This window comes from Trujillonella humicola (assembly GCF_046233715.1).
Taxonomy (GTDB): Bacteria; Actinomycetota; Actinomycetes; order Mycobacteriales; family Geodermatophilaceae; genus Trujillonella; species Trujillonella humicola.
In genome coordinates, this window is sequence record NZ_JBJNRJ010000009.1 from 69,509 (window position 1) to 87,758 (window position 18,250).

Genomic DNA, 18,250 nt, shown 5'->3' on the forward strand with positions numbered 1-18,250 from the left:
CCACCTCCCCGGCACCCGTCGGCCCCGCGCACGCGAGCGTCACCGTGGTCGGGCCCGAACCGGCCGGGGCGCTCACGTCGCCGCTCCGGCGCGGGTGGGGAGCTCGTCGAGCAGCCGGTGCCCGCGAGCGTCGTCGAGCGCGGCCTCGACGGCGGCGGCCAGCGAGTAGCAGCGGTCGTCGGCCAGCGCCGGCGCCATGATCTGCAGGCCGACCGGCAGCCCCTCGGACAGGCCCACGGGCACCGAGGTGGCCGGCAGGCCCGCCAGGCTCGCCGGCAGCGTGCAGAGGTCGGCGGCGTACATGGCCAGCGGGTCGTCGACGCGGGCGCCCAGCGGGAACGCGACGGTCGGCGTCGTCGGGCTGACCAGGACGTCCACGTCGTCGAAGGCCGCGGTGAAGTCGCGCGTGATCAGCGTGCGGACCTTCTGCGCCTGCCCGTAGTAGGCGTCGTAGTAGCCGGCCGACAGCGCGTAGGTGCCGAGGATGATCCGGCGCTTCACCTCGGGGCCGAAGCCCTGCTCGCGGGTCAGGGCCATCACCTCGTCGAGGTCGTGCTCCCCGTCGTCGGCCACCCGGATGCCGAAGCGCATGCCCTCGAACCGCGCGAGGTTGGAGGAGGCCTCGCTCGGCGCGATCAGGTAGTAGGCCGGCAGCGCCAGGTCGAAGCTCGGGCAGGACACCTCCCGGACCTGCGCGCCCATGCCCTCCATGAGCTGCACCGCCTCGGCGACACGCGCGAGGACGCCGTCGTCGTAGCCCTCGGTGTGGCCCTCGCCGCCCAGCTCGCGGACGACCCCGACGCGCAGGCCGGCGAGGTCCCCGGCAGCCCCGCGGCGGGCGCACTCCGCCAGCGGCGGCAGCGGCGCGTCGATGCTCGTCGAGTCGCGCGGGTCGTGCCCGCCGATCGCCTCGTGCAGGAGGGCGGCGTCGAGGACCGTGCGAGCCATGGGTCCGGCCTGGTCGAGGCTGGAGGAGAAGGCGATGAGGCCGTAGCGGGACACCGAGCCGTAGGTGGGCTTGTGCCCCACCAGCCCGGTCAGGGCGGCCGGCTGGCGGATCGAGCCGCCGGTGTCGGTGCCCAGGGCCCACGGCGCCAGCCCGCCGGCGACCGCCGCCGACGACCCGCCCGAGGAGCCACCCGGGATCCGGGCCAGGTCCCACGGGTTGCGGGTGACCCGGTAGGCGGAGTTCTCGGTCGAGCTGCCCATGGCGAACTCGTCCATGTTGGTCTTGCCGAGCAGGACCGTGCCGGCGTCCTTCAGCCGGCCGGCCACGGTCGCGTCGTACGGCGGCCGCCAGCCCTCAAGGATCCGCGAGCCGCTGGTGGTCGGGACCCCCTCGGTCACGACGACGTCCTTGAGCGCGACGGGCAGCCCGGCCAGCGGGCCCGGCTCCTCGCCGGTCGCGCGGGAGGCGTCGACGGCGGCGGCCCGCTCCAGGGCGGCCTCGGCGTCGACGTGCAGGTAGGCGCCGACGGCGCCGTCCTCGGCCTCGATCCGGTCGAGGTAGGCGCGCGTCGCCTCGACGGAGGAGACCTCCCCACCGGCGAGCCGGCGGCCGAGCTCGGCGGCGTCCAGATCGGTCAGGTCGGCCATGTCAGTCCTCCCCCAGGATCCGCGGCACGCGGAAGCGGTCGTCCTCGGCCGCGGGCGCAGCGGCGAGGACGACGTCGCGCGGCAGGCTCGGGGTGGCCACGTCCTCGCGGAGCACGTTGGTCAACGGCACCGCGTGCGTGGTGGGCGCCACGTCGGCGACGTCGGCCCTCCCCACCTGCGCGACCGCGTCGAGCACCGCGCCCAGCTGCCCGGCGAAGCGGTCGAGCTCCTCCTCGGTCAGGGCGAGGCGGGACAGCCGCGCCAGGTGCGCGATGTCCTCGCGCCGGAGTCCGGCGGAGGCATCCCGCTCCGGGGCTTCGTGCGGTGACGGCGTGCTCATGCTCGGGCGGAACTCCACTCCTGCGCCGTCCCGCCGCCGGCCCGGACCGTGCGGTGCGGGGACGTGCGGGACCGGGGAACCAACCCCGCCACTGTACGTGGCCCCCGCGCGGCGGCTCGGCGGCGGACGGTCGGTGGCCGACGCCGCTGCCGGTGCTGCTCGACCGGGCCGGGGGCCATGGGGGAAGCTGGCCCGCGTCTGCGATCGACGAGGATCGGCCCGCACCCGAAGGACGCCCGGAGGCACCGTGTCCTATCTCCTGCGGCTGGTCGTCCCCGATCGGCCCGGCATCCTCGGCGCCGTCGCCACCGCGCTCGGCACCGCAGGCGTCGACATCGTGTCGGTCGACGTCCTCGAGCGCGGCGGCGGGGTCGCGGTCGACGACATCGTCATCGACCTCCCGCCCGACCGGCTGCCGGACAGCCTGATCACCGCCGCGCGGGCGGTGCCCGGGGTGCAGGTGGAGTCGCTGCGGCCGTTCTCCGGGACGCTCGACACCCACCGGGAGCTCGAGCTGCTGGAGGCGCTCTCCCGGGCCGCCGAGGGCACCGCCGTCAAGTTGCTGGCCGCCGAGCTGCCCCGGGTCTTCACCAGCGGCTGGGCCGCCGTCCTCACGGGGGACGGCGGCCCGTGCGAGGCGCTGGCGGCGTCCGACGCGGCGCCCTCGTTCGAGGGGATGCCGCTGCCCTGGCTGCCGCTGGAGTCGCCGCGGCTGCTGCCGAGCGAGGACGAGTGGCTGCCGGAGCGGTGGCGGGAGATGGCCATCGAGATGATGGCCACGCCGTTCGGCTCGCCGCGCACCGCGGTCGTCATCGGCCGCTCCGGCGGACCGGCGTTCCGCCGCTCCGAGCTGCTGCGGCTGGTGCACCTGGCCGGCATCGCGGCCACCGTCGCCCACCTGCCCCCGGCGTGAGCCGGCCGCCCGCCGGCGACCACGGGCGCGGGCGGTGATCCTCTCCCCGGTCCGCGACCCCCGCCTCGTGACGATCCGCCGGGGCGGGAGCCTCACCGACACCGACCACCACCTGCTCGCCCTGTGGGCGGCCGAGTGCGCCGAGCACGTCCTCGGGCTGTTCGAGTCCGCCCGCCCCGACGACGACCGGCCACGTGCCGCGATCGGGGCGGTCCGCGCCTGGGCACGCGGGGAGCTGGGCATGATGCGGGCCCGCGCGGCCGGCGGGCACGCGATGGGCGCGGCGCGGGACCTGCGCGGGGCCGCCCGGCACGCCGCCTACGCCGCCGGTCAGGCAGCGGTCGTCGCCCACGTCGCCGCGCACGAGCTCGGCGCGGCCGCCTACGCCATCAAGGCGGTGCGGACGGCCGCACCGGCAGGGGCCGACGACGCCGCGGGACGGGCCGAGTGCCGCTGGCAGCGATCCCGGCTGCCGGAGGCGATCCGTGACCTGGTCCTCGATGACCAGCGGCTGCGCAACGACCTCTGCTGGTCGGTCTTCGACTGCTGAGCAGCTGCCCGTCGTCCACCGGCACCGGGCACCCGTCGGGCAGGAACCGTCGTCCCCCGGGCGGCCACTCCGGTCCGGCGACCGGGCCGGCACAGGGCCGACGCCGCCGTCCCCGCCCCCCCGTTCCCCGCGCCGGGCAGGCCCGAGCGCATCAGCCGTGGGCGGGCGGCTCCTCCGCGGGCGCCGCCGCGTCCTCCGCCGGCGCCGGTACCGGGGCGGGCTCTCCGTCGCCGACGGTGGCCACGGCGCGGGCGGCGTCCGGCCCCTCGTCGAGGAGCACCCGGAAGCCGTCGTCGTCCAGGATCGGCGCCTTGACCTGCACGGCCTTGTCGTACTTGCTGCCCGGGTCCGCCCCCACCACCACGAACCCGGTCTTCTTGCTGACCGAGCCGGTGACCTTGCCGCCGCGCGCCTGGATCGCGGCGATCGCCTGGTCGCGGCTGAGGTCGCGCAGCGAACCGGTGACCACGACGGTGACCCCGGTGAGCGGGCCGGGACCGGCGTCCTCCCCCTGGTCGGCCAACCGCACCCCGGCGGCCCGCCACTTCTCGACGACCTCGCGGTGCCAGTCGACGGCGAACCAGTCCCGGACCGAGCGCGCGATGGTCGGGCCGACGCCGTCGGCCGCGGCCAGCTCCTCCTCGCCCGCCTCGATGATGCGGTCGATGGAGCGGAAGTCCCGCGCGAGGGCCTGCGCCGCTGTCGGTCCCACGTGCCGGATGGAGAGGGCGACCAGCACCCGCCACAGCGGCACGTCCTTGCGGGTCTGCAGGTTCGCCAGCAGCTTCTGGCCGTTGGCCGACAGCGTGCCGTCCTTCTTCGTGAAGAAGGCCGAGCGCTGCAGCTGCTCGGCGTCGAGGAAGAACAGGTCGCCCTCGTCCTGCAGCAACCCGCTCTGCAGCAGCGCGGTCGCGGCCTCGTACCCGAGGTTCTCGATGTCGAAGGCGCCGCGGCCGGCCACGTGGAAGACCCGCTCCCGCAGCTGGGCGGGGCACGACCGGGCGTTGGGGCAGCGGATGTCGGCGTCGCCCTCCTTCTCCGGCCGCAGCTCGGTGCCGCACTCGGGGCAGTGCGTGGGCATCTCGAACGCGCGCTCGTCACCGGTCCGCGCCGCCACGACCGGGCCCAGCACCTCGGGGATGACGTCGCCGGCCTTGCGGATGACGACGGTGTCGCCGATCAGGACGCCCTTGCGCACCACCTCGGAGGCGTTGTGCAGCGTGGCCAGCTGCACGGTCGAGCCGGCCACCTTCACCGGCTCCATGTGGGCGAACGGCGTCACCCGGCCGGTGCGGCCGACGTTCACCCGGATGTCGAGCAGCGTGGTGGTCGCCTCCTCCGGCGGGTACTTGAACGCGATCGCCCAGCGCGGCGCCCGCGACGTCGAGCCCAGCCGCCGCTGCAGCGCCACCTGGTCGACCTTCACGACGACCCCGTCGATCTCGTGCTCCACCGAGTGCCGCTGCTCGCGGTAGCGCTCGACGTAGGCCCACACGCCCTCGAGGTCGTCGACCACCTCGAACCGATCGCTGGTCGGCAGCCCGAGCTCCCGCAGCCGGTCGTAGGCCTGCGACTGCCGCTGCGGCTGCCACCCGTCGTGGACGCCGAGACCGTGCACGATCAGCCGCAGCCGCCGGGACGCGGTCACCCGCGGGTCCTTCTGCCGCAGCGACCCCGCCGCGGCGTTGCGCGGGTTGGCGAACGGCGCCTTCCCCTGCTCGACCATCGAGGCGTTGAGGTCGGCGAAGGCCTCGACCGGGAAGTAGATCTCGCCGCGGACCTCGAGCCGCTCCGGGAGCTCCTCCCCCGCGAGCTGGTGCGGGACGTCGGCCATCGTGCGCACGTTGGCGGTCACGTCCTCGCCGGTGACGCCGTCGCCCCGGGTCGCCGCGCGGACCAGCCGGCCCCGCTCGTAGAGCAGCGCCACCGCGAGGCCGTCGATCTTCAGCTCGCACAGCCAGCTCACCCCGCTGCCCGCGTCCCGTTCGACGCGCGCCGCCCACGCCGACAGCTCGTCGCTGCTGAACGCGTTGTCCAGGCTCTGCATCCGCTCCAGGTGCTGCACCGGCGCGAACGTCGCCGTGAAGCCCCCGTTGACCTTCTGGCTCGGCGAGTCCGGGGTCACCAGCGCCGGGTGCTCGGCCTCGACGGCCCTCAGCTCGGCCATCAGCTCGTCGTACTGGCCGTCGCTGACCAGCGGGGCGTCCTGCACGTAGTAGGCGAAGGCGTAGCGGTCGAGCTCCTCGGCGAGGTCCCGGTGACGGGTGCGCGCCCCGTCGGGGACCTCGGTGAGGTCCTCCCGGTCGACGGCGGCGGTGACCCGCGGGGCGTCGACGGCGGTCTCGGCGTCCGTGCTCACCCGCGAACCGTATCCAGCGGTACCGACAGCCAAGCCCCTCCCGCCCGATCGGGTGGCTACTCCGGCTGGAGGTGGCGCGCCGCCTCGCGCACGTGGGTCATCGCCGCCCGCGCGTACACCGGTGAGGCGCCGGCCAGGCCGCACGACGGTGCCAGCGTCACCGCCGCGGCCAGGTCGTCGGCGGGGAAACCCAGCTCGTTCCACCACGCCCGCAGCCGCGACGCCGTCGCCTTCGGGGCGGGCAGCACGGCGTCGGTACCCGGCACCACGCCGAGCACCAGGTGCAGGCCGGCGTCGACCGCGGCCCCCACCGCGTCGAGGTCCTGCACCAGCCCGTGGTCGAACGAGACCGCGGCCGCGCCGGCGGCCCGGAACAGCTCCAGCGGCGCCCGGGACGCGCAGCAGTGCACGACCACCGGCCCCGGGACGGCGGCCACCACCGCGGCCAGCTCCTGCTCCACGACGCTCGCCTCGACCGACGGCAGCTTCCCGAAGCCGCTGGCGGTCGGCAGCGCGCCCTGGACGACGGCGGGCAGCGACGGCTCGTCCAGCTGCACGACCACCCGCGCCCCCGGGACCCGCGCCGCGACCTCCGCGACGTGCGCCGCAATCCCCTCGGCCAGCGACTGCCCGAGGTCACGGCGGGCCCCGGCGTCGACGACCGCCCGGTCGCCGCGCATCCGCTCGAGGCCGGCCGCGAGCGTCCACGGCCCGGCCGCCTGCACCTTCAACGTGCCCGCGTACCCGGCCGCCAGGTCGTGCAGGACGTCGAGGTCACGCGCCAGGAACTCGCGGGCCCGTCGCTGGTCGACCCCGCCCCGGGGGACCAGCCGCCAGCCGGCCGGGGTCAGGTCGACGGCGAGGTCGACCAGCAGCGCGGCGCTGCGGCCGAGCAGGTCCGCGCCGGCACCCCGGCCGGGCAGCTCGGGCAGGTGCGGCAGATCGGGCAGCTCGCCGAGGACCACCCGCAGCGCCTCGACCGGGTCGGTGCCCGGCAGCGAGCCCACACCGGTGGCCGGCCCCCAGGGCGACGCCTGCGGCTGCTCGGTCACGGCCGGCCCGCCGAGGCCACCGGACCCTGGCCGAGGACGAGGTCGCCGCGCTCGGGGTCGGGCAGGTAGACCACCGCCGACTGCCCCGGCGCGACCCCGCGCTGGGCCTCGTCGAGCGCGACGACCAGGCCGCCGGAGTCGCCGTCGACGGTGCAGGGCACCGCGCTGCCGTGCGCCCGCAGCTGCACCTGCGCCCGCAGCGGCAGCGTGGGTGCCCCGCCGGTCCAGGTCGGCGGGCCGGTGCGCACCTCGGTCACGCCCGCGAGGTCGGCCGTCCCGATGGTCACCGTGCGGCTGACCGGCTCGATGCCGAGCACGTAGCGCGGCCGCTGGTCCCCCACGCTGACGCCCAGCCCGCGGCGCTGCCCGACGGTGAAGCCGTACGTGCCGGAGTGCTCGCCCACGGTGGCGCCGGTGGCCGCGTCGACCAGGGGGCCGGGCTGCTCCCCCAGCCGGCGGGCGAGGAAGCCGCGGGTGTCGCCGTCGGGGATGAAGCAGATGTCGTGCGAGTCGGCCTTCGTCGCCACGGCGAAGCCCCGCTCGGCGGCGATCTCCCGCACCCGCTGCTTGGTCATCGGGCCGAGGGGGAACACCGCGCCGGCCAGCTGCCCGGCGGTCAGCACCGCGAGCACGTAGGACTGGTCCTTGGCCGCGTCGGCCGAGCGGCGCAGCTCGCCGTCGGCCAGCCGGGCGTGGTGGCCGGTGACGACGGCGTCGAAGCCCAGCGCCCGCGCCCGGTCCAGCACCGCGCTGAACTTGATCTTCTCGTTGCAGCGCAGGCAGGGGTTGGGGGTGCGCCCGGCCGCGTACTCGGCGACGAAGTCCGCGACGACGTCCTCGCTGAACCGCTCGGCCAGGTCCCAGACGTAGAACGGGATGCCGAGCTCGTCGGCGACCCGGCGGGCGTCGTGCGCGTCCTCCACGCTGCAGCACCCGCGGGCGCCGCTGCGCAGCGTCTGCCGGTCCGGGGACAGCGCGAGGTGGACGCCGGTCACCTCGTGCCCGGCGTCGACGGCGAGCGCGGCGGCGACCGCGGAGTCGACCCCGCCGCTCATGGCGGCCAGCACCCTCACGACCGCTCCCGCCCGGTCCCGCGGTCGCTGCGCGCGGACCTCGCCGCCGCACCTTCTCCCCCGCGCCTCACGCCCGGCTCATCCCCGCCCGTCGGGCCCGCTCCACCACCGGGCCGATCACCTCGAGCACCGCGTCGACGTCCGCGTCGGTGGACGTCGAGCCGAGGGAGAAGCGCAGCGAGCTGCGCGCCCGGTCCGCCTCGGCACCGATGCCGAGCAGCACGTGGCTGGGCCGCGCGACACCGGCGCTGCACGCCGAGCCGGTGGAGCACTCGACCCCGCGGGCGTCGAGCAGCATGAGCAGCGCATCGCCCTCCGCGCCCGGGAACGACAGGTGCGCGTTGCCGGGCAGCCGCCCGAGATCGCCGGCGAGGACGTCGTCCAGCGGAGCGCCGTTGAGGCGGGCGTCGGGCACCCGCTCCACCACCCCGGCGACGAGCCGGTCCCGCAGGCCGGTCAGCCGCCGCGCGCGGTCCTCGCGCCGGTCGACGGCGACCTCGGCGGCCACGGCCAGGCCCACGATGGCGGCCACGTCCAGGGTGCCCGAGCGCACGTCGCGCTCCTGCCCGCCGCCGTGCAGCAGCGGCATGCAGGCCGCGTCGCGGCGCAGCAGCAGGGCCCCGGCGCCCATGGGTCCGCCCAGCTTGTGCGCGGTCATCGTCAGCGCGTCGACGCCGCTGGCGCCGAAGTCGACAGGCACCTGGCCCACCGCCTGCACCGCGTCGGTGTGCAGCGGGACGCCGACCTCGTGCGCGACGTCGGCCAGGGCGGCCAGGTCGCTGACCGTGCCGATCTCGTTGTTCGCCCACATGACGCTCACCAGCGCCACGTCGGACCCGTCGCCCAGCGCGTCCGCCAGGGCCGCCGGCGTGATCCGGCCGGTGGGTCCCACCGGCAGCCACGTCACCTCGGCGCCGTCGTGCTTGGCGAGCCACTCGACGCTGTCCAGGACGGCGTGGTGCTCGATCGGGCTGGTCACGATCCGGCGTCGCTGCGGGTCGGCCTCGCGCCGGGCCCAGAACAGGCCCTTGACGGCGAGGTTGTCGCTCTCGGTCCCGCCGGCGGTGAACAGCACCTCCGACGGCCGGGCCCCCAGCGCCGCGGCGAGCCGCTCGCGGGCCTGCTCGGCGGCGCGACGGGCGGCGCGGCCGCTGGCGTGCAGCGAGGAGGCGTTGCCGACCCGGCCGAGCTGCTCGGTCATCGCCGTCAGCGCCTCGGGCAGCAACGGCGTGGTCGCCGCGTGGTCGAGATACGTCACCGGTCCTCCTCGCTGGCGCTCGTCGGCCCGGCGCCGTGACGTGCTCCGCCCCTCGGTGACCTCGCACGCTCGGTCACGCAGCCTCCTCGCTGGCGCTCGTCGGCCCGGCGCCGTGACGTGCTCCGCCCCTCGGTGACCTCGCACGCTCGGTCACGCAGCCTCCTCGCCGGCCGGCGCCCGCGTGCCCGCTACAGGCCGGCCCGCCCCGGCCAGGGTAGTCGCGGACGCGGAGGGCCCGGTCCGCGCCGGTCCACCGCCGGCGCGCGGGGCCACCAGTGCCCCGGTGGCGGCGACGACGGTGAGCAGCGCGACCGCCGCGAGCACCGCCCCGGCCAGTGGCAGCGAGCCCTGGCCGGCCGCCCCCACCAGCACGCCGACCGCACCGACGCTGAGTGCCGACGCCGTGACGTCGGAGATCTGCAGCGCCGAGGAGTCGGCGCCGCGGCGGTGCTCGGGCGAGTGCTCGAACAGCAGCACGCCGACGCTCGGCATGCCCAGTCCCATCCCGAAGCCGGCGACGGTCCAGGTCACGTACGCCGTCCAGCCGCCGAGGCCCGGCACGGCCACGAGCGCGGTGCCCGCGACACCCAGGGCCAGCGACGCGAAGCCCACGCGCAGCAGCAGCACCCGCGACAGCCCCGGCCGGCGGCCCTGCGCGACGGAGGCCAGCGCCCAGCCCAGGGAGCCGGCGGTCAACGGGATGCCGGCCGCGACGGGGCTGTAGCCGTGCAGCTCGGTGAGGGCGAGGGGCAGCAGCGCGTCCACCCCGAAGAAGGAGGCGGCCAGCAGCCCGCGGGAGGCCACCACGGTCGGCAGCCCGCGCGCCGCGCGCACCGTGCCCGGCGGCAGCAACCGCCGGAGCCCGGCGACGAGGGCGGCCAGACCCACCGCGACGAGGACGACGGAGAGGCCGTCCAGCCGCTGCCCGGCGTACTGCAGCGCCGCGATCCCCAGCCCGGCCAGCCCCGCCCACCAGCGCCGCGCCGGGTCGGGCCTGCCCGGCTCCCCGGGCACCGGCAGCGCCCGGAGCGCGGGCAGCACCAGCACCAGCCCGGCGAGGACCAGCGGCAGCAGCCCGAGGAACACCAGCCGCCACGACGCGTGCGCGGTGACCAGCCCGGCGATCACCGGCCCCGCGAGGGCGGGCACCACCCAGGCGGTGGAGAACGCGCCGAACAGCGCCGGGCGCACGCGGGCCGGGAAGGCCTGGCCGGCCGCCACGTAGAGGGAGACGGCGATCAGACCCGAGCCCAGCCCCTGCACGGCACGGCCGGCCACCAGCACGGCCATCGACCCGGCCAGCCCCGCGGCCAGCAACCCGGCGGCGAACACCCCGACCCCGGCGACGACGGCCGTCCGGGGCCCGCGGCGGTCGCCGATGTCGCCGCCGACGACCATGCCGACGACCGAGGCGACGAGGAAGGCGGAGAACGGCCAGCCGTACCAGGCCAGCCCGTCGAGCTCGGCCACCACGGTCGGCATCGCCGTGCCCACGGCCATCGTCTCGAAGGCGATCAGGGTGACGAGCAGCAGCAGGCCGGTGGTCCGCAACCGCAGGCCCCGGCCGAAGATCCCCCCGTCGACGGACTCCACGTCTGCGCCCAACCCGCCGCCCTCCTCCGCACTTCCCGCCCCCGGACACGACCGAGCGCCGGTCCCCCGACGGGGGGACCGGCGCTCGGCCGCCGTGGCCTCGTCCCGAGGCTCGCGCCGCGCCGGAGCGTGGCGTGAGGAGGACGGGGCCCTTACGCCTTGCGGGCGGTGATGATCTCGGTCGCCTGCGGCACGACGGTGTTCAGGTCGCCGACGACGCCGAAGTCGGCCAGCTCGAAGATCGGGGCCTCGGGGTCCTTGTTGATGGCCACGATGGTCTTCGAGGTCTGCATGCCGGCCCGGTGCTGGATGGCGCCGGAGATGCCGACCGCGACGTAGAGCTGCGGCGACACCGTCTTGCCGGTCTGGCCGACCTGGAAGCTGTGCGGGTAGAAGCCGGAGTCCACCGCCGCGCGGGAGGCGCCGACGGCCCCGCCGAGGGAGTCGGCCAGGCCCTCGATGACCGAGAAGTTCTCCGCCGACGCCACGCCGCGCCCGCCGGAGACGACGATGGCGGCCTCGGTCAGCTCCGGCCGCGAGGACTTCTGCTCCACGACCCGGTCGAGCACGCGGGTGGCCTTCGCGGCGTCGGAGAGCTGGACGGCGACCTGCTGCTCGGTGCCCGCGGCCGGCGCCGGCTCGGGGGCGACCGAGTTGCCGCGCAGCGTGTAGATGGGCGTGCCGACCTTCACCCGCGAGTGCACGATGGTCTGCCCGGCGAAGGCGAGCTGCGTCGCCGTCCCGTCGGACGCGATCTCCGTGACGTCGGTCAGGAAGCCGCTGCCGGTCTTCAGGGCGACGCGGGCGGCGATCTCCCTGCCCTCGGGCGAGGACGGGATGACCACGGCCGCCGGCGACCTCTCGCTCACCAGCTGGGCCAGCACCTCGGCCTTGGGGGCGACCAGGTACTCGTCGATCTCGGGGCTCTCGGCGACGTAGACGGTCGCCGCGCCGTACTCGGCGAGCTTCTCCCGCACCGCGGCGGCCGCACCGGGGGCCGCGGCGACGACGGCCGACACCTCACCCAGGGCGCGGGCGGCGGTGAGCGCCTCCAGCGTCGTCTTGCGCACACCGTCGCCGGTGGGGTTCAGCTCGGCCAGGACCAGGACCTCTGCCATGACGTGTCTGTCTCCTCTACCTGTGATCCGGGTCCGCGCTCAGACGATCTTCTGGCCGGCGAGGAAGTCGACGAACTTCTGCGCACCGTCGCCCTCGTCGGGCACCTTGACGCCCTCGCCCTTGGGCGGGCGGCCGGCGAAGTCCAGCACCTCGCTGGTGGCGCTGCCCAGGCCGACGGTGGAGGGGTCGATGCCCAGGTCGGCGAGCGACTTGGTCTCCACCGGCTTCTTCTTGGCCGCCATGATGCCCTTGAAGGAGGGGTAGCGCGGCTCGTTGATGGTGTCCCAGGTGGACACGATCGCCGGCAGCGGGGCCTCCAGGGCCCAGTAGCCGCCGTCGGTCTGCCGGTTCACCTTGACCGTGGAGCCCTCGACGGTGAGCTTCTGCGCACCCGACACCTGCGGCAGACCCAGGCGCTCGGCCAGCAGCGCCGGCATCACCGCCACCTGGCCGTCGGTCGAGGTGGCGCCGGTGAGGACGAGGTCGTACTCCATCTGCTGCAGCGCCGCGGCGAGGATCGCCGAGGTCTGGATGGCGCACGAGCCGTGGATGGCGTCGTCCACGACGTGGACGGCCTTGTCGGCGCCCATCGACAGTGCCTTGCGGATCGCGTCGGTGGCGCTGGCCGGGCCCACGGTCAGCACGGTCACCTCGCCGCCCTGCGCCTCCTTGACAGTGAGCGCCTCCTCGATGGCGTACTCGTCGATCTCGTTGAGAACGTTGTCGGCACCGGCACGCGCGACGGTGTTGTCCGACGGGTCCAGCGAGCGCTGGGTGCCGGAATCGGGGACCTGCTTGACCAGAACGACGATGTTCATCGCCAGACCTACCTCCGGGAACGGTCAGGGGACGCGAGCCCGACGGCCCGCCTGGCTCCAACTCTGGAGGTTACGTCCAGGTGTCGACCGCCGGGACGGCGGAGACCGGTGACGCCCGTCTCACCGGGGAGGAGACCACTCCCCCGTCGCGGCGAACCGGCGCAGGGTCTCCGCGTGCGGCGCCAGGTCCAGCCCCTGGCCGGCCACCCACTCGTCGGAGTAGTAGGTGTGGGCGTACCGCTCGCCGCCGTCGCACAGCAGGGTGACGACGCTGCCGCGGACGCCGGCCCGCAGCATCTCGGCGACCAGCGTGAAGGCCCCCCACAGGTTCGTGCCGGTCGATCCCCCGGCCCGCCGTCCGGTCGCCTCGGCGAGGTGGCGCATCGCCGCCAGCGACGCGGCGTCCGGGACGCCGATCATGCGGTCGACGATCGTCGGCACGAACGAGGGCTCCACGCGGGGCCGGCCGATGCCCTCGATGCGGGAGGGGAGTCCGGTCGTCAGGTCCGGGTCCCCCGCGGCCCAGCCGGGGAGGAACGCCGAGCCCTCCGGGTCGACGACGGCCAGCCGGGTGCGGAACCGCCGGTAGCGCAGGTAGCGGCCGATGGTGGCGCTGGTGCCGCCGGTACCGGCGCCGACGACCACCCAGTCGGGGACGGGGTGCCGCTCGAGCGCCATCTGGTCGAACACCGACTCGGCGATGTTGTTGTTGCCGCGCCAGTCCGTGGCCCGTTCGGCGTAGGTGAACTGGTCCAGGAAGTGACCGCCGCACTCCGCGGCCAGCCGGCGGGCCTCGTCGTACATGTCCGGCGCGTTCTCCACGAAGGAGCAGCGGCCGCCGTGGAACTCGATGAGCGCCACCTTCTCCGCGCTGGTCGAGGCCGGCATGACGGCCACGAACGGCAGGCCGAGCATGCGGGCGAAGTACGCCTCGCTGACCGCGGTGGAGCCGCTGGAGGCCTCCACCACCGGCGTCCCCTCGGTGATCTGCCCCGAGCACAACCCGTACAGGAACAGCGACCGCGCCAGCCGGTGCTTGAGGCTGCCGGTCGGGTGGGTCGACTCGTCCTTCAGGTACAGGTCGATCTCCCACTCGGGCGGGAGCGGGTAGGCCAGCAGGTGGGTGTCGGCGCTGCGGTGGGCGTCGGCCTCGACCACGGCGACCGCCCGGTCCACCCACGCGCGGCCGGCGAGGTCGGAACGGTCGATGTCGGGGGCCTCCGGTGCGCTCACCGGGCCATCGTGGCGCACGGGCCGGCACCGGCCCGCACGACCTTCCCGGCACCCCCGTCGCGGTCCTACGCTGCCCGCGCGAGGCGGCCACCGCCGGGCCGCCGGGGGAGCACCCATGACCGCGAGCCAGTTCGGCCCCTACGAGCTCGCCGAGATCCTCGGGGTCGGCGGGATGGGCGAGGTCTGGCGCGCCCGGGACACCCGCCGGGACCGGTGGGTGGCCCTGAAGCTGCTGCCCGCGCAGCTCAACGCCGACCGCGAGTTCGCCAACCGCTTCCGCCGGGAGTCCCACGTCGCCGCCCGCCTGCGCGAGCCGCACGTGATCCCCATCCACGACTACGGGGAGATCGACGGCCGGCTGTTCATCGACATGCGGCTGGTCGACGGCCAGGACCTGGGCCGGCTGCTGCAGGACGGCCCGCTGCCGCCCGCGCGCGCGGTGGCCCTGCTCGGGCAGGTCGCCGACGCGCTGCAGGCGGCGCACGACGACGGCCTGGTGCACCGGGACGTCAAGCCGGGGAACGTCCTGGTGACCCGCAGCGACTTCGTGTACGTCGTCGACTTCGGCATCGCCCGGTCGGTCGGCAGCACCAGCACCTCGCTGACCATGACCGGGGCGACGGTCGGCACGCTGGACTACATGGCCCCGGAGCGGTTCACCAACCAGCCGCTGGACGGGCGGGTGGACGTCTACTCCCTGGCCTGCGTGCTCGCCGAGGCCGTCACCGCCCGGCGTCCCTTCCGGGGCGAGGACCTGCCCGCGCTGCTGTACGCGCACCTCTACACCGACCCGCCGCGGCCCAGCGAGGTCGTCCCGGGCGTCCCCGCCGCGCTCGACGAGGTCGTCGCCCGCGGGATGGCCAAGCGGCCCGAGGACCGGTACGACACCCCGGGCGAGCTGATGGCCGCCGCACGGTCCGCGCTCACCGGCGCCCCGGCGGCGCGGCGCACCCCGGGTACCGACGGACCCCCTGCGGCGGACGGGGCCCCGGAGACCGTGCCGGCCCCGGCCGTCGCGGGCGGACCGGTCGGCGTCCCGGATCTCGGCATCACCTCCGGGGACGGCAGCCACCGGTCGGTGGACCCGCTTCCGGCGCCCACCGCGGCAGCGGCACCCCTCCCGCCGCCCCCGGCGGCCGCGTTCCCGCCCGGCCTCCCGCGACCGCGACCGCAGTGGGGGCGCCGCCTGGCGGTCGCCGCCGCCCTCGTCCTCCTGGTCGGCGGTGCGGGCCTGGGTGCCGCGCAGCTCTGGCCGGCCGACGACGGCGGGGGCACGGCGACGGCCGGGGCCGGGACCGGCGCACCGGGCGGCAGCAGCGGACCGGCCGGCCAGGACCGGCCGTCCCCGCAGGAGCAGCGGCCCGTCCCGGAAGCGAGCGTCGCGGTACCGACGGCGGTGGGGGAACCGGTGGACGTCCCGCCGACCCCGGGCTTCCTCGCCGTCGCCCCCAACGGCCGCTACGCCTACATCGCCCACCGCGACGAGGGCGTCGTCTCTGTCCTCGACACGACCTCGCTGGCGGTCAACGCGACGATCCGGATCGAGGCCGGTCCGCCCCAGTTCGTCACCTTCTCGCCGGCCGGCGACCGGGCCTACATCACCGTCTACAACGCCGACTACAGCGAGAACGCCGTCGTCTTCGTGGACACCGCGACCAACGAGGTGACCGCCACCGTCGAGGTCGGGCTGCGGCCGTTCGCGCCCGCGGTCTCCGCCGACGGCGCGTTGCTCTACATCCCCCTGCACAACGAGGGCCGGGTCGAGGTGCTCGACACCGCCACCGCCCGGGAGGTCGACTCCTACGAGGTGCCGCCGAACCCGCACTGGATCGCGCTCAGCGACGACGGCACCCGCGCGTACACCGCCAACCACGAGTCCGACGTCCTGTCGGTGCTCGACCTCACCGACGGCGGCCGCGTCCTCGGCACCCTGCCCGCCGGCGACTCCCCGCACAGCGTCGCCGTCTCCCCCGACGGCAGCCGGGTCGCCGTGGTCGCGTTCGACAGCAGCGACGTCCACGTCGTCGACACCGCGACCGAGCAGGTGGTGGCCAGCGGCCCGGTCGGGGACAACCCGCAGGACGTCACCTGGGCGCCCGACGGCCGCCGCTTCTACACCGCCGACGTCGAGGGCGGCACGATGTCGGTGGTCGCGGCCGACACCCTGGCGGTCACCGCCAGCGTGCCGGCCGGGGAGTCCCCCACGAGCGTGGACGTCTCCCCCGACGGCGCCCGCGCCTACGTCACCGACCTGGCGACCGCCACGGTCCGGGTGTTCGACCTCACCGGGTAGGTGCCCCGCTGCGGACGCCGGTCAGCCCACCGCGGCGGGTCCCGTGGCGGGCTCCGCGGCGGCGACCAGCACCGGCCGCTCCGCGGGGACCACGGTGACGGCCGTGCCGGGGGTGAGGTCCTGGCTGCCGGCGCTGGCGACGTCGACCAGCACCTCGGCCCCGTCGGGCAGGGCGACCGCCAGCCGGGTGGTGGCGCCGGAGAAGGTGCGGGTGACGACCCGCCCGGCGCCCCGCTCGTCCGCGGTGACCAGCAGGCCCTCCGGCCGGACCAGCGCCACCGCCGGGCCCGGCGCCGGGGCGGCGCCCAGCACCTCGCGGCGCACCCCCAGGAACTCGACGTCGCCGTCGCCGAGCACGGCGGGGATGCGGTTCATCGTGCCGACGAACTGGGCCACGAAGGCCGTCGCCGGGCGCTCGTAGAGCTCGTCGGGCGAGGCGACCTGCTCCAGCCGGCCGGCCCGCATGACGCCGACCCGGTCGGCGACCGACAGCGCCTCGGCCTGGTCGTGGGTGACGAAGACCGTCGTGATCCCCAGCTCGAGCTGCAGCCGGCGGATCTCCTCGCGCAGCTGCACGCGGACCTGCGCGTCGAGGGCCGACAGCGGTTCGTCCAGCAGCAGCACCCGCGGCTCGACGGCCAGGGCCCGGGCCAGCGCCACCCGCTGCTGCTGGCCGCCGGAGAGCTGGTGCGGGTAGCGGCCGGCGCGGTCGGCCAGGCCCACGAGCTCCAGCAGCTCCCCGGCCCGCCCGCGCCGCTCGTCCCGCGAGCCGCGCCGGCGCACCCGCAGGCCGAAGGCGACGTTGTCGGCCACGGTCAGGTTGGGGAACAGGCTGTAGGCCTGGAACACCATGCCCATGTCGCGCTTGTTCGCCGGAACCCCGGTGACGTCGTCGCCGTCGAGGAGCACCCGCCCGGAGTCGGGGCGCTCGAAGCCGGCGATCGCCCTCAGCGCCGTCGTCTTGCCGCAGCCGGAGGGCCCCAGCAGGGCGAGGAACTCCCCGCCGGTGATGTCGAGGTCCAGCCCGTCCAGGGCGAGGACGGTGCCGTAGCGCCGGGTGAGGCCCTCCAGCCGGACGGCGACGCCGGGCCGCTGCCGGAGCTCGGCGGCGGCCGCGTTGCCCGGTGCGGGAGCCGGCGACGGGACCGAGGAGGTCGAGGGGACGGCGGTCATGCGGGGTCCTCCTCCCGGCGCCGGCGGTCCAGCGCGGAGATCAGCAGGAGCAGCGCCCAGGTGAGCAGCAGCGAGAGCACCGAGACCGCCACCGACAGCTGCGGCTCGGCCCCGGAGGCGAGCACGATCCAGGTCGGGAAGGTCTGGAAACCGAGGATGTTGGCGACGGTGAACTCGCCGAGCACCAGGGCGACGGCGAGGAACGAGGCGTTGAGCACCGACGTGCGCAGCACCGGCAGCACCACCGAGACCATCACCCGCGGCCAGGAGGCGCCGAGGTTGCGGGCGGCCTCGGTGAGCGTGCGCAGCCCGGCGCCGCGCACCCCGGCGTCCAGGGCGCGGTACACGAAGGGCATCGCCAGCACGACGTAGACCAGCACCAGGATCCAGGGCAGGTCGGGCTCCTGGAGGGCGAACATGAACTCCGCCAGCGGGGTGCCGAGGAAGTAGTCCGGAGCCCAGGCGAGGACGCTGCGGACGCCGACGACGAGGGCGATCGGCGGCAGCACGAGCGGCAGCAGGGTGAGCAGCTCGACCGTCGTCCGCAGCCGCGGCAGCCGCAGCTCCACCAGGACGACGACGGGTACCACCAGCACGAGGGCGACGACCACGGTGAGCAGCGCGAGCACCAGCGAGCGGCCGAACGCCTCGGCGAAGCCCTCGGCGCCGGGGATCCGGGTGTACGGCTCGAGGGTGACGCCGCCGTCGCGCCGGTCGCGGACGGTGAACCAGATCGACGCGCCCAGCGGGACGAGGAAGTAGACGCCCAGGACGGCGAAGACCGCCCAGCGCCACCACCCGCCGCCCCGGCGCCCGGGACGGGTCGGCGTCTCCGGGGCGACGCTGCCGGCTCCGGTCACGCCCGTGGTCATGGTGGTCA

Annotated in this window: 15 protein-coding genes; 3 read left to right on the forward strand and 12 right to left on the reverse strand. The window is 75.8% G+C overall.

Annotation, left to right across the window (positions count from 1 at the left end):
- Positions 1-72 precede the first annotated feature (72 nt).
- Together gatA and gatC are read right to left on the reverse strand one after the other, a co-directional pair.
- Entirely contained in the window at positions 73-1,596 is a 1,524-nt protein-coding gene (gene gatA / locus ACK586_RS07300) for an Asp-tRNA(Asn)/Glu-tRNA(Gln) amidotransferase subunit GatA (protein WP_409329796.1), read from the reverse strand.
- Position 1,597: 1 nt separating this feature from the next.
- A complete protein-coding gene (gene gatC, locus ACK586_RS07305) occupies positions 1,598-1,936 on the reverse strand; it encodes an Asp-tRNA(Asn)/Glu-tRNA(Gln) amidotransferase subunit GatC (protein ID WP_409329797.1) in 339 nt (112 codons plus the stop codon).
- A 247-nt stretch (positions 1,937-2,183) separates the two neighbouring features.
- Here gatC and ACK586_RS07310 point away from each other — a divergent pair, with 247 nt between their 5' ends.
- Positions 2,184-2,849 (forward strand): ACT domain-containing protein, encoded by a 666-nt coding sequence (locus ACK586_RS07310; protein ID WP_409329798.1) that lies wholly within the window; start codon positions 2,184-2,186, stop codon positions 2,847-2,849.
- Positions 2,850-2,916: 67 nt separating this feature from the next.
- Entirely contained in the window at positions 2,917-3,399 is a 483-nt protein-coding gene (locus ACK586_RS07315) for a putative immunity protein (RefSeq protein ID WP_409329799.1), read from the forward strand.
- A 151-nt stretch (positions 3,400-3,550) separates the two neighbouring features.
- On the opposite strand, the gene ligA is transcribed toward ACK586_RS07315, so the two are convergent.
- From ligA to cds1, 8 genes are all read right to left on the reverse strand, one after another.
- A complete protein-coding gene (gene ligA / locus ACK586_RS07320) occupies positions 3,551-5,758 on the reverse strand; it encodes an NAD-dependent DNA ligase LigA (protein WP_409329800.1) in 2,208 nt (735 codons plus the stop codon).
- Between the two features lie 56 nt (positions 5,759-5,814).
- Positions 5,815-6,810: a methionine synthase gene (locus ACK586_RS07325; protein ID WP_409329801.1), complete on the reverse strand. Its 996-nt coding sequence runs from the start codon at positions 6,808-6,810 to the stop codon at positions 5,815-5,817.
- The gene (gene mnmA / locus ACK586_RS07330; protein ID WP_409329802.1) at positions 6,807-7,883 is read right to left on the reverse strand and encodes a tRNA 2-thiouridine(34) synthase MnmA; all 1,077 of its coding nucleotides are present in this window, start codon (positions 7,881-7,883) and stop codon (positions 6,807-6,809) included. The genes ACK586_RS07325 and mnmA overlap by 4 nt, the downstream gene beginning before the upstream one ends.
- A gap of 67 nt (positions 7,884-7,950) precedes the next feature.
- Positions 7,951-9,141 (reverse strand): cysteine desulfurase family protein, encoded by a 1,191-nt coding sequence (locus tag ACK586_RS07335; protein WP_409329803.1) that lies wholly within the window; start codon positions 9,139-9,141, stop codon positions 7,951-7,953.
- A gap of 150 nt (positions 9,142-9,291) precedes the next feature.
- Complete coding sequence (locus ACK586_RS07340) at positions 9,292-10,746, reverse strand: MFS transporter (RefSeq protein WP_409329804.1); 1,455 nt, start codon at positions 10,744-10,746, stop codon at positions 9,292-9,294.
- A gap of 140 nt (positions 10,747-10,886) precedes the next feature.
- Entirely contained in the window at positions 10,887-11,852 is a 966-nt protein-coding gene (locus ACK586_RS07345; RefSeq protein WP_409329805.1) for an electron transfer flavoprotein subunit alpha/FixB family protein, read from the reverse strand.
- A 39-nt stretch (positions 11,853-11,891) separates the two neighbouring features.
- Complete coding sequence (locus ACK586_RS07350) at positions 11,892-12,671, reverse strand: electron transfer flavoprotein subunit beta/FixA family protein (protein ID WP_409329806.1); 780 nt, start codon at positions 12,669-12,671, stop codon at positions 11,892-11,894.
- Between the two features lie 120 nt (positions 12,672-12,791).
- Positions 12,792-13,904 carry an L-cysteine desulfhydrase Cds1 gene (cds1, locus tag ACK586_RS07355; RefSeq protein WP_409329807.1) on the reverse strand — a complete coding sequence of 371 codons (1,113 nt, stop codon included), beginning with the start codon at positions 13,902-13,904 and terminating at the stop codon, positions 12,792-12,794.
- A 115-nt stretch (positions 13,905-14,019) separates the two neighbouring features.
- Here cds1 and ACK586_RS07360 point away from each other — a divergent pair, with 115 nt between their 5' ends.
- Entirely contained in the window at positions 14,020-16,197 is a 2,178-nt protein-coding gene (locus tag ACK586_RS07360) for a protein kinase domain-containing protein (protein ID WP_409329808.1), read from the forward strand.
- Positions 16,198-16,218: 21 nt separating this feature from the next.
- Here ACK586_RS07360 and ACK586_RS07365 read toward each other — a convergent pair whose 3' ends face one another.
- Together ACK586_RS07365 and ACK586_RS07370 are read right to left on the reverse strand one after the other, a co-directional pair.
- Positions 16,219-17,370: an ABC transporter ATP-binding protein gene (locus ACK586_RS07365; RefSeq protein WP_409329809.1), complete on the reverse strand. Its 1,152-nt coding sequence runs from the start codon at positions 17,368-17,370 to the stop codon at positions 16,219-16,221.
- On the reverse strand, positions 17,367-18,242 hold the full coding sequence (locus tag ACK586_RS07370) for an ABC transporter permease family protein (protein WP_409329842.1): 876 nt from the start codon (positions 18,240-18,242) through the stop codon (positions 17,367-17,369). The genes ACK586_RS07365 and ACK586_RS07370 overlap by 4 nt, the downstream gene beginning before the upstream one ends.
- Positions 18,243-18,250: the final 8 nt, after the last annotated feature.